This is a genomic window from Salinivibrio proteolyticus (assembly GCF_027286365.1).
GTDB lineage: Bacteria > Pseudomonadota > Gammaproteobacteria > Enterobacterales > Vibrionaceae > Salinivibrio > Salinivibrio proteolyticus.
Window position 1 is genome coordinate 2,349,320 of sequence record NZ_CP114584.1, and the last position, 13,968, is coordinate 2,363,287.

The following is a 13,968-nucleotide window of genomic DNA, read 5'->3' on the forward strand; positions in this document are numbered from 1 at the left end:
TTCTCCAATTACACCGACATGGTCATCAGGAGCGAACATTGACACCAATGGTGGCACTGTCTTGCTTTACTTGTGAGCTAAAAGAATGTCTGGGCGCCAAGGTGGCATCCAGTTTAGCGTCCTGACGATCTGCTACTTGCTTCACTTCGTTATCTTGCATCAGCTCACCGAGCGTGATGTCATTTAGAAAACCGCTTATACGGGCACTTAAATCGCGCCACAAGGTATGCGTCAAACAGCGAGTACCGCCTTGACAATCAGCTTTACCTTGGCACTTAGTGGCGTCTACGGATTCGTCAACCGCCGCGATCACGGCACCTACCGCGATATCAGTGGCTTCTACACCAAGACGATAACCACCGCCTGGGCCACGAACACTGCTCACTAGCCCCGCCTTGCGTAGGCGAGAAAAAAGTTGCTCAAGGTAAGACAATGAAATGCCTTGACGCTCAGAAATGTCCGCCAGTGGCACCGGGCCCTGCTCAGAATGAAGGGCGACATCGAGCATCGCGGTTACCGCATAACGGCCTTTCGAAGTCAGTCTCATAACACGCTACCTGTGGTGAATAGATGGTCAAATGGTTACATACTTGAGTGTTTTGGTCAAGTATTTACCTGAGTAATTTAGTCAGGTTTTATTTGCCCTATTACGTCGTGCCAATGAAATCGATCAATGCCGTTATGAATTCTCTTTATTGGATGGTGATGCGCCTGTTGGCTGGGTCCCTTTTTCAACCGACGACAAGACGCCTCGCAGAATATTAAGCTCTTGGCTCTCCAGCCTTGCGCGATTAAACAGACGACGCAATTTGGTCATCACCATGCCAGGATGCTGTTTACGAATAAAACCGGTTTGGGTTAACACCTTTTCAAGGTGTTGGTAAAAACGGCTCAGCTCTTCATTAAGCGGATAGTCTTGAACCTGACTCTCGCCTTGATACGCTTGGCTTTCTAACCATGCCATACGCAGCTCATAGCAGAGTGTTTGCACCGCCATGGCCAAATTCAACGAGCTATAATCTGGGTTGGCAGGAATGGCGACATGATAATGACAGGTTTGCAACTCCTCATTTGTGAGTCCTGTGCGCTCACGGCCGAACACAATCGCAACCGGATGAGACGGTGCTTCAGACAAGGCCTTTTTCCCACACTCGCGGGCATCTAGCATCGGCCATTCTAGCGTTCGGCTGCGTGCACTGGTCCCAATCACCAAGCCACAATCGGCCACGGCTTCTTCAAGCGTGTCCACCACTCGCGCGTTATTGGCGATATCACTGGCACCGGCAGCCAGTGCAATGGCTTGTCCATCAACGTCACATTGAGGTGCCACTAGGGTCATACGGCTTAAGCCCATTACTTTCATGGCTCGTGCCGCCGAGCCGATATTGCCGGAGTGGGAAGTGCCCACTAGCACTACGCGAATTTGATCTAGCATGGTGTTATCGTCGTCTCTTGCACTACCGGGGTAACCATTGGCTTTGACTACCCGCAAGCAGAGGTCTGAAAGATCTGCGCAGTTTATCACAGTGCAATCGATAATACTTCTCAGCTAGGACAAGAGCGACTATTGACGAAAAACATGTTACCGCGCTAATTGCCTGATCCGTGGCGATGAAAAAATAACCACTTTCCTTTTCATCCAGCTCTGTTATACTCGCGCCCGCTTTCGTTCTTTAACATCCGTTGGGAAAATCGTATGCATCCGATGCTAAACATCGCCGTCCGTGCTGCACGGAAGGCTGGCGACTTTATCGCTAAATCTGCAGAACACAGAGACAACATCGAAACCGCGCAAAAAGGCACCAATGACTTTGTCACCAATGTGGACAAAGGTGCTGAGCAAATCATCATCGACATCATCAAAAAGTCCTACCCTGACCACACCATCGTTGGTGAAGAATCTGGCGTTGCGGAAGGTAAAGATAGCGACTATCAATGGATCATCGACCCACTGGATGGCACCACTAACTTCGTTAATGGCTTACCTCACTTCAGCGTTTCTATCGCTGTGCGCATTAAAGGCCGCACCGAAATCGGCTGCGTGTATGACCCAATGCGTAACGAGCTATTCACCGCACAACGCGGTGCTGGCGCGCAACTTAACAACAAACGTATCCGTACCGGCAGCGCAAAAGATCTGAACGGCACTATCCTCGCGACGGGTTTCCCCTTCAAAGCGAAGCAACATGCTGAAGGCTTTATGGCCGTGATCAGTGCTTTGTTTGTTGATTGTGCAGACTTCCGTCGTACCGGTTCAGCAGCCTTGGATCTGTGCTACGTGGCCGCTGGCCGTGTAGACGGTTTCTTTGAGCTTGGCCTTAAGCCTTGGGACCTTGCGGCCGGTGAGCTGATTGCTCGTGAAGCGGGTGCGATTTGTACCGACTTTAGTGGCGGCACCGATTACATGCACTCAGGCAACATTGTCAGTGGTAACCCACGTATCGTGAAAGGTATGCTGGCAAAAGTGCGTGAGAATGCGCCTGAGTCGATGAAGAAATAATCGACACGACAGACGAAACAAGAAAAAAGCGGTGCTCATCGAGCGCCGCTTTTTTTATTACCAAACTGAATGCTAAAGCCACGGCCACCGAGTCGGTAGCCGACAGCATTAAGGCATAGAGTCGAACTCTTGACCTTCTTTTTCCACCTCGGGTACCAGCAAATGCTCGCGAGTAATCCCCAGTTTCAGCGCCAACGCTGACGCAACGTAAATCGAAGAATACGTACCTACCGTGATACCAATCAGCAATGCCATGGCAAACCCGTGGATCATTGAACCGCCCAAGGTGAATAGGGCGATGACCACAAACAACGTGGTCCCGGATGTAATCGTGGTCCGGCTTAAGGTTTGTGAGATAGAGGCGTTGATGATCTCATCCGACTCGCCTTTACGCAGCTTACGGAAGTTTTCACGAATCCGGTCAAATACCACGATGGTATCGTTCAACGAGTAACCCACCACCGTTAGCAACGCAGCAACAATGGTCAAGTCTACTTCAACTTGGAACAGTGAGAAGATCCCTAAGGTGATGATCACATCATGCGCCAACGCCATAACCGCACCGGCAGCCAGACGCCACTCAAAGCGGAATGAGACGTAGATCAAAATACAAACCAAGGCAATGATGATCGCCAGACCACCCGCTTCGGTCAGTTCGTCCCCGACGTTTGGACCCACAAACTCAATCCGGCGCATTTCAACTGCTTCACCCGTGCCTTCTTTGATCGCACGGAGCACTTCGTTACCCAGATTTTCGCCCTGCATATCATCGCGCGGACGCAAACGGACCATCACATCCGTAGCGCTGCCGAAGTTTTGCACCACCGCATCGTCAAACCCATCAGCGGATAAGGCTTCACGAATTGCAGGCAAATCTGCCGGCTGCTCGAAGCCGACTTCAATCAGGGTTCCGCCAGTAAAGTCCAGCCCCCAATTCAACCATTTGGTTGACAGGGTGACCACAGACGCGGCAATCATGACAAGCGAAAAAACGAAGGCCAACTTGGACCAACGCATAAAGTTGATCGACATGTCTGGTTTAAAAATTTGAAACATGCTTGGCTCCCTTAAATCGACAGTTTCTTGACGCGTTTACCGCCGTACACCAGGTTAACCAGCGCACGTGTACCGATAATGGCCGTAAACATTGAGGTCAAAATACCGATCGACAGCGTCACAGCAAAGCCTTTGATTGCACCTGTACCCACTGCAAACAAGATGATGGCAGTGATCAATGTGGTGATGTTGGCATCGGCAATGGTACTGAAGGCATTGGAGTAACCCCGATCAATCGCATGTTGTGGATTACGCCCTTCAATCAGCTCCTCGCGGATACGCTCAAAGATAAGTACGTTCGCATCCACGGCCATCCCCACGGTGAGGACAATACCGGCAATGCCGGGTAGCGTCATGGTCGCCCCAGGAATCAAAGACATGATACCGATGATCAGCACGATATTCGCAAATAACGCACAGTTAGCAAAAAGGCCAAAGCGACGGTAGTAAATCAAGGTGAAAACCATCACCGCGACCAATCCCCAGATACAGGCTTGCACACCCATATTGATGTTTTGCTGCCCCATAGATGGACCAATGGTGCGCTCTTCAACAATAGAGATGGGAGCAATCAAGGCACCTGCACGTAACAGCAACGCGAGGTTGTGCGCTTCTGCAGGCGAGTCGATGCCAGTAATCCGGAAGTTACGCCCCAACGCCGATTGAATCGTCGCTTGGTTGATCACTTCTTCATGCTTTTCCAAGATCACTTTGCCGTTTTCGTCGCGCTCTCCGCTGTCTTTGTACTCAGCGAAAACCGTTGCCATCAGTTCACCAATATGGCGTTTACTGAAGTCCGACATCTTGTCGCCACCTTCACTATCTAGCGAGATATTGACTTGAGGACGGCTGTATTCGTCACGCGACGAGCTCGCATCGGTAATATGAGACCCGGTCAGGATCACGCGCTTCTTCAACACGGTTGGACGACCATCACGGGTCATCATCAGCTCGCTACCCGGCGGCACTCGGCCAGCCATGGCAGCAGACAAGTCGGCGTCTTGATCCACTTCGCGAAATTCCAAGGTCGCCGTCGCGCCAAGAATTTCTTTCGCACGCGCCGTATCTTGTACACCCGGAAGCTCAACCACAATCCGGCTTGCGCCTTGACGTTGCACCAATGGCTCGGCCACACCTAACTCATTCACACGGTTACGCAAAATGGTGATGTTTTGGGCCACTGCGTAATTACGAATTTCTTTCAGGCGCTCTTCTTTGTAGACGGCGGTCAGTTTGCCTTGATCGTCATCTACCGAGAAGTTCATATCCAGATAGTTATTCGACAGCAGCTCAAGTGCTTTGTCTGTGTCTTGCGCATTACGCAACAGCACCACAACGCGGGTATTATCTTCAATTCGAATGCCGCGGTAGCGAATACGCGCTTCGCGCAGATCAGTACGGAAGCTGTCTTCCTGCTGCGTCATCAGCTTTTCGAGTGCCGCGTCCATGTCCACTTCCATGAGAAAGTGCACACCGCCACGCAAGTCAAGACCAAGCTTCATTGGCGTAGCACCCAACGCGTCTAGCCAAGTCGGCGTCGCCGGAGCCAGGTTTAAAGCCACCACATAGTCGTTGCTATCAAAACGGGACATCAGAAGATCGCGAGCACTGATTTGGGTCTCAGTGTCTTTAAAGCGGGCCAACACGGTGCCGTCTTCGAGCGCGATAGATTGATAGGAGAGATCGTTGGATTCGAGGGTTTGTTTGATGGAGTCCAGCGCAGTCATATCTACCGAGGCGCCACGCGCCCCGGAAATTTGTACTGCTGGATCTTCACCGTATAAATTGGGAAGCGCATACACGATGCCGGTAACCAAGATTACCAGCAACATGATGTACTTCCACAAAGGATAACGGTTTAGCACAGCATGCATCCTTTATGGTTGCGAGAATTAAAGAGACTGGATGGTACCCTTAGGTAGAACAGCGGTCACGAAGTCTTTTTTAATCGTCACTTCGTTGTCGTCGTTCAGGGCGATGACAATAAAATCATTGTCTTCAGCGATTTGGGTGATTTTACCCACCAAACCACCACCGGTCAGTACTTCGTCCCCTTTGCTCATAGAAGCCATCAAGTTCTTGTGCTCTTTAACACGTTTGGCTTGCGGGCGGTAAATCATAAAGTAGAAAATCACCGCAAAAAGGCCAAGCATGATAAATAGTTGCATACCACCACCTTGTGGTCCGGCTTCAGCGGCTGCGTGAGCTTGTGAGATAAACATTCAATCACGTCCTCGTTCTAGTTGTTGAATTCGAAATCAGTCGAGCGGCGGCACTTCCTTGCCACGACGCGCGTAGAAATCCTCTACAAAGGCATCTAATCTACCTTCGTCAATCGCGTGACGCAAACCTTCCATCACTCGTTGATAGTAACGTAAGTTATGGATGGTATTGAGGCGCGCGCCAAGAATTTCGTTACAGCGGTCTAAATGGTGCAAGTAAGCACGGCTGTAATGGCGGCAAGTGTAACAGTCACACTCTGGATCCAGTGGCGAGGTATCACTTTTATGTTTCGCATTACGGATCTTGATCACACCGCCGGTAATAAAGAGGTGGCCGTTGCGGGCATTTCGGGTTGGCATCACACAATCAAACATGTCTACGCCACGACGAACGCCTTCCACCAAATCTTCAGGCTTACCCACGCCCATCAGATAGCGGGGCTTATCTTCTGGTAGTTGCGGACAGGTATGCTCCAAGATGCGGTGCATGTCTTCTTTTGGCTCACCCACAGCCAAACCACCGACAGCATAACCGTCAAAGCCAATCTCAGTGAGCCCTTTGACCGATACATCGCGCAGGTCTTCGTATACACCACCTTGCACGATACCGAACAGCGCATTTTTGTTACCTAATTTGTCAAAGTGATTACGGCTGCGCTTTGCCCAGCGTAGTGACATCTCCATCGACTTTTTCGCTTCGGCGTGCGTCGCTGGGTAAGGGGTACACTCATCAAAAATCATCACGATGTCTGAGCCAAGGTCGTATTGGATCTCCATCGATTTTTCCGCATCCATAAAGATGCGATCACCGTTCACAGGGTTACGGAAATGGACCCCTTCTTCGGTGATTTTACGGATATCGCCCAAGCTGAAGACTTGGAAGCCGCCAGAGTCGGTCAAGATGGGTCCTTGCCACTGCATAAAGTCATGCAAATCCCCGTGCAGTCGCATTACCTCTTGACCCGGACGCAGCCAAAGGTGGAAGGTGTTGCCAAGCAAGATTTCGGCACCGGTTCCTTTGACTTCTTCTGGGGTCATTCCTTTTACGGTCCCGTACGTTCCTACCGGCATAAATGCTGGGGTTTCTACAGTCCCGCGCTCAAAGATCAAACGGCCACGGCGGGCGCGTCCGTCGGTTTTCTTCAGTTCGTATTCCACGAATCCTCCTCAGTGCCAGAGAAACAGTCTGGCGTGTGTCTTATGCGTGCAAGGTTTATCCTGCCGCAAGCATCGCACGAGCAGTTAATCTCGTGTCGTTGTAGATGAGTCAGCGTCTTGCTGACGGGTAATAAACATGGCATCGCCGTAGCTGAAAAAGCGATAACGCTCTTCAACTGCCGTACGATAAGCGGCCATCGTATGTTCGTAACCGGCAAAAGAGCTCACCAGCATGATCAAGGTTGATTCCGGCAAGTGAAAATTGGTCACTAGCACGTCCACCAGCTGCCATTGATAACCAGGATAGATAAAAATCTGAGTATCGTTGAAAAATGGCGCCAACGGCTCACCGTTTTGCTTCGCCGCTTGTGCCGCACTTTCCAGTGAACGCACCGAGGTGGTTCCCACCGCAATCACGCGTTTACCTTGCGCACGTGTGTGGTTCACCGCATCAACAACCTCTTGTGGCACTTCCGCATACTCTGCATGCATTACGTGCTCTTCGATATTATCAACGCGCACGGGCTGGAATGTTCCGGCGCCGACGTGCAAGGTAACAAACGCTATATTGACGCCTTTTTCTTTAAGCGCAGCCATAATGGCATCGTCAAAGTGTAACCCCGCCGTTGGCGCAGCAACTGCCCCGGGCTTTTGGTTATACACAGTTTGATAGCGTTCTTTATCGCTCTCTTCATCAGGGCGGTCGATGTATGGCGGCAACGGCATATGGCCGATGTCGTTAAGCGTATCTACCACGCCTTTATCGCCGTTTAGCTGGATTTCGAACAGAGCATCGTGGCGTGCCACCATCTCTGCAGGGATCTGTCCGTCATCGCCAAGGAATAATTCGGCACCGGGTTTGGGGGCTTTAGACGCGCGCACGTGGGCGAGGAAACGACGTTCGTCGAGCACGCGCTCCACTAGCACCTCTATTTTACCGCCCGACGCTTTGCGGCCATACACACGCGCGGGGATCACTCGTGTGTTGTTGAACACCATCAAATCCCCAGGCTCAACCAGCTCGAGGATATCTTTAAACTGACGATGTACCACCTCACCGCTTGTGCCATCGAGTGACAATAAGCGACTTGCACTGCGATCCGGCTGCGGATAGCGTGCAATTAACTCATCGGGAAGTTCAAAGTGAAAATCGGATAATTGCATGACATTTGCCTAGATAAAAAGCAGGCCGCTAGTATAGGTTCACCACGGTGAATATCAAGCAAGGTGGAGGATTAGTCGCCGCTTAAACTGTCACATCTTATTGCACTTCGCCTGCCTTTTATAACAACTATCCTTGATGCGTATCACGTCGAATTAGTGCTAGGTAGACTAGAGTGTAAGTATAGCTTCCCTTCCCTGTCTGACTGTAAGGAGGTGCCATGTTTATCGTTGATGACATGATGACCCGGCATCCACATACGCTCTCCCCGGAACACACCTTGGCCGACGCTCATACGCTGATGAGTGCCGAACGCTTTCGTCATTTACCTGTGGTTGATGATGCGCAGCGACTGGTAGGACTCGTGACGCAACGCGACGTGCTATCCGCTCAAGCCTCTTCGCTAGGTAAAGCGACTAACGGGGACAACGAAATGAATACGCCCCTGTCGCATTTTGCTCATCGTCAACTGGTGACGGTGGATCCAGAAGCCTCTCTACGTGCAGCCGCCTTGACCATGCTAGAGCGCAAAATCGGTTGTTTGCCTGTGATTAAAAATCAGAAGTTGGTTGGCATTATTACCGACAGCGATTTTGTCGCCATAGCCTCAACCTTGTTGGAAATCCAAGAAGAAACTGAGCCCATGGAGGCCGACGAATAAAAAAGGGGAGTGTCGCCACTCCCCGTTTCGTCCCATCCGCATGGGTTAGAACTGATCTTCTTCGGTTGAGCCAGTCAACGCTGTCACCGACGATTGACCACCTTGAATGGTGTTGGTCATTTGGTCAAAGTAACCCGTGCCCACTTCTTGCTGGTGCGCCACAAAGGTGTAGCCTCGTTCAGCCGCTTCAAACTCTGGGCGCTGCACTTTTTCGACATAGTGACGCATCCCCTCACCTTGCGCATAAGCGTGGGCTAAATCAAACATGTTGTACCACATGTTATGAATACCCGCTAAGGTGATGAACTGATACTTATAGCCCATGTCTGAAAGCGCTTGTTGGAAACGGGCAATCGTGTCTGCATCCAAGTTTTTCTCCCAGTTAAATGACGGAGAGCAGTTATAAGCCAGCAATTGATCGGGGTATTTGGCGTGAATGGCTTCGGCAAATTGACGCGCTTCTTCTAAATCAGGTTTGGCCGTTTCACACCAAACTAAATCGGCATACGGCGCATAGGCCAAGCCACGAGAAATGGCTTGCTCAATCCCCGCTCGTACACGGTAAAAGCCTTCGGCCGTACGCTCGCCGACAATAAAGTCCTTATCGTAGGGATCGCAATCCGACGTCAGCAAGTCTGCCGCATTGGCGTCGGTGCGCGCAATGACTAAGGTATCTGTCCCTGCAACGTCCGCAGCTAAACGCGCTGCCACCAGTTTTTGCACCGCTTCTTGGGTCGGCACCAATACCTTACCCCCCATGTGGCCACATTTTTTCACCGACGCGAGCTGATCTTCGAAGTGCACCCCAGCGGCACCTGCATCAATCATGCTGCGCATCAACTCATACGCGTTGAGTACGCCGCCAAAGCCTGCTTCTGCATCGGCAACAATCGGCAAAAAGTAATCAATGCCATCTTCCGGGCTGCCCCCTTTCGACCATTGGATCTGGTCGGCACGGCGGAAAGCATTATTAATGCGCTTCACCACCGCAGGCACAGAGTCGACGGGATACAGTGATTGGTCTGGATACATGCTTGAGGCAGTGTTGTTATCCGCCGCCACTTGCCAGCCGGAGAGGTAAATGGCTTCAATCCCCGCTTTGGCCTGCTGGACAGCTTGCCCACCAGTGAGTGCACCAAGGCAATTCACATAGCCCTTTTTGGCCTCACCATTGACAAGATCCCAAAGCTTAGCGGCACCGCGCTTGGCAATGGTGTTTTCTGGGACAAAAGAGCCGCGTAGGTTCACCACCTCTTCCGCGCTGTAAGTCCGTTTTACGTTTTTCCAACGTGGATTTTCTGCCCACTCTTTTTCCAGTTGAGCGATTTGTTGTTGGCGAGTTAAAGTCATGTTCCATTCCTCTTATTTCTCGGGCGCAAGCCCAGTCCTGTCAATCCATTTTGTTGTGTTGCTTCCGTGCCACTATGGCAAATACTGATACCCAGGTAGGGTTAAGAAGTTGACCAACTCATCACTGGTCGTCAGCTGTGCCATCAAGGCGGCTGCTTGCTGATATTGCCCGCGGGCAAAGACATCGGCCCCTAACTCGTGTTCCAGTACTTTCATCTCTTCACTGAGGTATTGCTCAAACAATGCCTTGGTAACTACTTGGCCATTGCTCAATGGCTTTTGGTGTTTGATCCATTGCCAAATCGACGCACGTGAAATCTCGGCAGTGGCCGCATCTTCCATTAATCCATAAATCGGCACACACCCATTGCCTGAGATCCATGCTTCGATGTATTGCACCGCGACCCGAATGTTGTGTCGCATTCCCGCTTCGGTGCGCTCTCCGTCACAAGGAGCAAGGAGATCGGCGGCGGTAATCGGCGCGTCTTGCTCGCGGGAGATATGTAACTGGTTAGGCTTGTCACCCAGTGCGCGGTCGAACACCGCTTTAGCGGTATCTGCCAGCCCCGGGTGCGCAATCCATGTACCGTCGTGGCCGTTATTGGCTTCGAGGGTTTTATCTTTTTCAATCTTATCCAGCACCTGCTGGTTTTCAGCCGGATCTTTACTGGGAATAAACGCAGCCATACCGCCCATCGCTAATGCACCGCGCTTGTGGCAAGTTTTTACCAACAAACGGGAGTAAGCATTGAGGAAAGGTTTATCCATGGTCACGACTTGGCGATCCGGCAATACGCGATCCGGATGATTACGCAAGGTTTTGATGTAGCTAAAGATGTAATCCCAGCGGCCGCAGTTTAGAGCCACAATGTGGTCGCGAAGATGGTAAAGAATTTCATCCATCTCAAACACGGCAGGTAGGGTCTCAATCAATACGGTGGCTTTAATGGTGCCACGGCTTAGACCAAATTCATCTTCAGCAAATGAGAAGACGTCACTCCACCATGCGGCTTCTTGATAGGCTTGTAACTTCGGCACATAAAAGTAAGGACCCGAGCCGGTCTCCAATAAGCGACGATAGTTGTGGAAAAAATACAAAGCGAAGTCGAATAAAGCGCCTGGAATGGGTTTGCCCTGCCACTCTACATGCTTTTCAGTGAGGTGAAGGCCACGCACGCGGCAGATCAGCCGAGCCGGATTATCATTGAGCTGATAACGCTTACCGGTATCAGGGTGGGTATAACTGATGGTGCCGTTGACCGCATCACGCAAATTCCGCTGCCCCTCAACCACTTGCGGCCACGCCGGTGCAAATGAGTCTTCAAAGTCTGCCATGAACACCTTCACATTCGCATTCAGTGCGTTAATCACCATTTTGCGATCGACAGGTCCGGTGATTTCTAACCGGCGATCTTGCAGATCGCTGGGGATCCCACGAATGGTCCAGTCCCCTTGGCGAATTGATTCGGTTTCGGGTAAAAAGTCTGGCAAGGTGCCTACGTCAATGCGCTGCTGACGGACTTCTCGCGCCGCGAGCAGCTCAGGCACGCGTGATGCGAACTTATCAGCGAGACTCGCCACGAAACATAACGCATCATCGGTGAGTATTTCAGCTTGTTCCGGTGATAACGCTTCTGTCAGCACCAGCGATTCACGTAACGTTGAACACGCTTCAGTCATGTTGCCTCCCTGGCCTCAGTTGTAATCCAATCACAACAAAAATGATTATTCCGCCACACTGCAACTTTTCTAGACAATGTGGTCACTGTTTAATCAAGTTGGCGTAGTTTGGCGTAAAAATCAACTAGAGATTCATTTCAACCTCGCAACAAAAAACACATAAACATAAATAAAACAGGCATTTAAACAAAATAGAGCATTAGCTCGAATTGATTTTTTTGTACGAATTATTAGGAGGATATAAACCTGCTACGCAGATCATATTTTTGTCACCTCTTTGTAACTCATTACGTAATTTAATTACACATTAAGCGACAAAAGATGTGTGGGAGATGTAATAAATTTATGATTATCAGCCAGTTAATCGAAACAGCAAGATGCGTAGATTATAAACCGACTCACTGCCGTGATAATAATCCAACGATTCTATTTCACTGGATGAGGTTTTATTGTAGAGGAATGTGCTAATCATTTTGCTATTAACCGAGATAAAACTCCAAATAGAAGATGAGCGCTAGCTAGTCAGTCCGATTGAGTAATGCCGCCACCAGATCCGCCAATTTATTAAAGGTATCAATACGACTCGATGATGGACGCCACACCATACCGATTTCACGATACGCGGCGCGTCCGGGGGGAATTTCTAGGTGCACGTCGAGATTATCGATTAAGCCATGATCAATCGCCATTTGCGGAATAAATGTAACGCCATTGCCGTTGGCGACCATCTGGATCAAGGTATGTAAGCTGGTCGCCATAAACGGGTTAATCTTCTGTGAGGCCGTCATTTGGCAGGCAGATACCGCATGGTCCGTGAGACAGTGTTCGCGCTCGAGCAAAAACACCGACTCATCGGGCAAGGCATCGTAATCCACCGGCAGCGTTAATTGCGCGGCTTGCTTGCGGCTCATCACCATCTTGAAAGGATCACGGCCAACAATGCGGCTGGTCATGGCGCCGATATCCATCGGTAAGGCCAAAATCAGCACATCCATTTCGCCGTGTTTGAGCGCGGTAAGCAAGTTCGCGGTGGTATCTTCTCGTAACAAGAGATCCAAATTGGGATAGCGCTGGTTAACCTGCTGGACGACGTCGGAGAGTAAAAACGGAGCGATAGTCGGAATACAGCCTAAACGGACTTTGCCATGCATAGGATCAGACTGAACGTGGGTGAGCTCCATTAAATCTTGGCTTCGGGCAAGAATTTCGCGGCTGCGGCGTACTACTTCCTCTCCCATGCCAGTCAGCACCAAAGTTTTATTGTCTCTTTCAATGAGCTGGGCACCAATCAACTCTTCTAGGTTTTGGATCCCGGCACTGAGGGTAGATTGGCTAACAAAACACAGTTTCGCCGCCTCGCCAAAATGGCGAGTTTCTGACAAGGTAACCAGATAGTGTAGCTGCTTAAGTGATGGATATTTGTTCATTCTGTCAAACTTTATACAATCGTTTTTTTCGATTATAACAATCTATTAATTCCACTTTTTTCAATGTAGCAAGTCAGCTATAGTTTGTCTCGCTTATATAGGAACCTGATCTTCAGGCAAACTTTTTAATTAGGAGCTGAGTTATGGTACTCGTAGGTCGTCAAGCACCAGATTTTACTGCCGCAGCCGTTCTAGGTAATGGCGAAATCGTTGAAAACTTCAACCTGAAAGAGTTCACCAAAGGCAAAAAAGCTGTTGTCTTTTTCTACCCACTCGACTTCACTTTCGTGTGCCCATCAGAGCTGATTGCATTCGATAAGCGTTTCCAAGACTTCCAAGCGAAGGGCGTTGAGGTTATCGGTGTGTCTATCGACTCTCAGTTCTCACACAACGCATGGCGTAAAACTGCCATCGAAGACGGTGGTATCGGTGCGGTTAAATACCCACTGGTTGCAGACGTTAAACACGAAATCTGCAAAGCGTACGACGTAGAGCATCCAGAAGCAGGTGTTGCTTTCCGTGGTTCTTTCCTCATCGATGAGGAAGGCGTTGTACGTCACCAAGTCGTGAACGATCTGCCACTTGGCCGTAACATCGACGAGATGCTGCGCATGGTTGATGCACTGAGCTTCCACCAGAAGAACGGTGAAGTATGCCCAGCACAGTGGGAAGAAGGTAAAGCAGGTATGAAAGACTCACCAGAAGGTGTTGCTGCATACCTGTCTGAGCACTCTGCTGACCTGTAATTATTA

General features: G+C 50.3%; 13 protein-coding genes. 3 read left to right on the plus strand and 10 right to left on the minus strand.

Going from position 1 to position 13,968, the window contains the following annotated elements; all coding sequences use genetic code 11:
• Nucleotides 1-25 precede the first annotated feature (25 nt).
• Nucleotides 26-547 carry a Fe-S cluster assembly transcriptional regulator IscR gene (gene iscR, locus N7E60_RS11175; RefSeq protein ID WP_069590637.1) on the minus strand — a complete coding sequence of 174 codons (522 nt, stop codon included), beginning with the start codon at nt 545-547 and terminating at the stop codon, nt 26-28.
• 132 nt (nt 548-679) lie between these two features.
• Entirely contained in the window at nt 680-1,435 is a 756-nt protein-coding gene (gene trmJ / locus N7E60_RS11180; protein ID WP_077456437.1) for a tRNA (cytosine(32)/uridine(32)-2'-O)-methyltransferase TrmJ, read from the minus strand.
• Between the two features lie 261 nt (nt 1,436-1,696).
• On the opposite strand from trmJ, the gene suhB reads away from it, so the two are divergent.
• Complete coding sequence (gene suhB, locus N7E60_RS11185; protein ID WP_069590632.1) at nt 1,697-2,500, plus strand: inositol-1-monophosphatase; 804 nt, start codon at nt 1,697-1,699, stop codon at nt 2,498-2,500.
• A 108-nt stretch (nt 2,501-2,608) separates the two neighbouring features.
• On the opposite strand, the gene secF is transcribed toward suhB, so the two are convergent.
• The 5 genes from secF to queA all read right to left on the minus strand — a co-directional run bounded on the left by secF (nt 2,609) and on the right by queA (nt 8,100).
• Nucleotides 2,609-3,556, minus strand: coding sequence for a protein translocase subunit SecF (gene secF / locus N7E60_RS11190; RefSeq protein ID WP_077678135.1), 948 nt, complete (start codon nt 3,554-3,556; stop codon nt 2,609-2,611).
• Nucleotides 3,557-3,567: 11 nt separating this feature from the next.
• A complete protein-coding gene (gene secD / locus N7E60_RS11195; RefSeq protein ID WP_269597506.1) occupies nt 3,568-5,421 on the minus strand; it encodes a protein translocase subunit SecD in 1,854 nt (617 codons plus the stop codon).
• A 27-nt stretch (nt 5,422-5,448) separates the two neighbouring features.
• A complete protein-coding gene (gene yajC / locus N7E60_RS11200; RefSeq protein WP_069590628.1) occupies nt 5,449-5,778 on the minus strand; it encodes a preprotein translocase subunit YajC in 330 nt (109 codons plus the stop codon).
• 36 nt (nt 5,779-5,814) lie between these two features.
• Nucleotides 5,815-6,936, minus strand: a complete 1,122-nt coding sequence (tgt, locus tag N7E60_RS11205; protein ID WP_069590626.1) for a tRNA guanosine(34) transglycosylase Tgt — start codon at nt 6,934-6,936, stop codon at nt 5,815-5,817.
• Between the two features lie 84 nt (nt 6,937-7,020).
• A complete protein-coding gene (queA, locus tag N7E60_RS11210; protein WP_069590624.1) occupies nt 7,021-8,100 on the minus strand; it encodes a tRNA preQ1(34) S-adenosylmethionine ribosyltransferase-isomerase QueA in 1,080 nt (359 codons plus the stop codon).
• A 218-nt stretch (nt 8,101-8,318) separates the two neighbouring features.
• Between queA and N7E60_RS11215 the strand changes: the two genes are divergently transcribed.
• Nucleotides 8,319-8,759 (plus strand): CBS domain-containing protein, encoded by a 441-nt coding sequence (locus N7E60_RS11215; protein WP_069590622.1) that lies wholly within the window; start codon nt 8,319-8,321, stop codon nt 8,757-8,759.
• Nucleotides 8,760-8,804: 45 nt separating this feature from the next.
• On the opposite strand, the gene aceA is transcribed toward N7E60_RS11215, so the two are convergent.
• From aceA to N7E60_RS11230, 3 genes are all read right to left on the minus strand, one after another.
• Nucleotides 8,805-10,109 carry an isocitrate lyase gene (aceA, locus tag N7E60_RS11220; protein WP_069590620.1) on the minus strand — a complete coding sequence of 435 codons (1,305 nt, stop codon included), beginning with the start codon at nt 10,107-10,109 and terminating at the stop codon, nt 8,805-8,807.
• 72 nt (nt 10,110-10,181) lie between these two features.
• A complete protein-coding gene (gene aceB / locus N7E60_RS11225; protein ID WP_269597508.1) occupies nt 10,182-11,789 on the minus strand; it encodes a malate synthase A in 1,608 nt (535 codons plus the stop codon).
• A 518-nt stretch (nt 11,790-12,307) separates the two neighbouring features.
• Nucleotides 12,308-13,216, minus strand: a complete 909-nt coding sequence (locus tag N7E60_RS11230) for a hydrogen peroxide-inducible genes activator (protein ID WP_069590616.1) — start codon at nt 13,214-13,216, stop codon at nt 12,308-12,310.
• Nucleotides 13,217-13,359: 143 nt separating this feature from the next.
• Between N7E60_RS11230 and N7E60_RS11235 the strand changes: the two genes are divergently transcribed.
• Entirely contained in the window at nt 13,360-13,962 is a 603-nt protein-coding gene (locus N7E60_RS11235) for a peroxiredoxin C (RefSeq protein WP_069590615.1), read from the plus strand.
• Nucleotides 13,963-13,968: the final 6 nt, after the last annotated feature.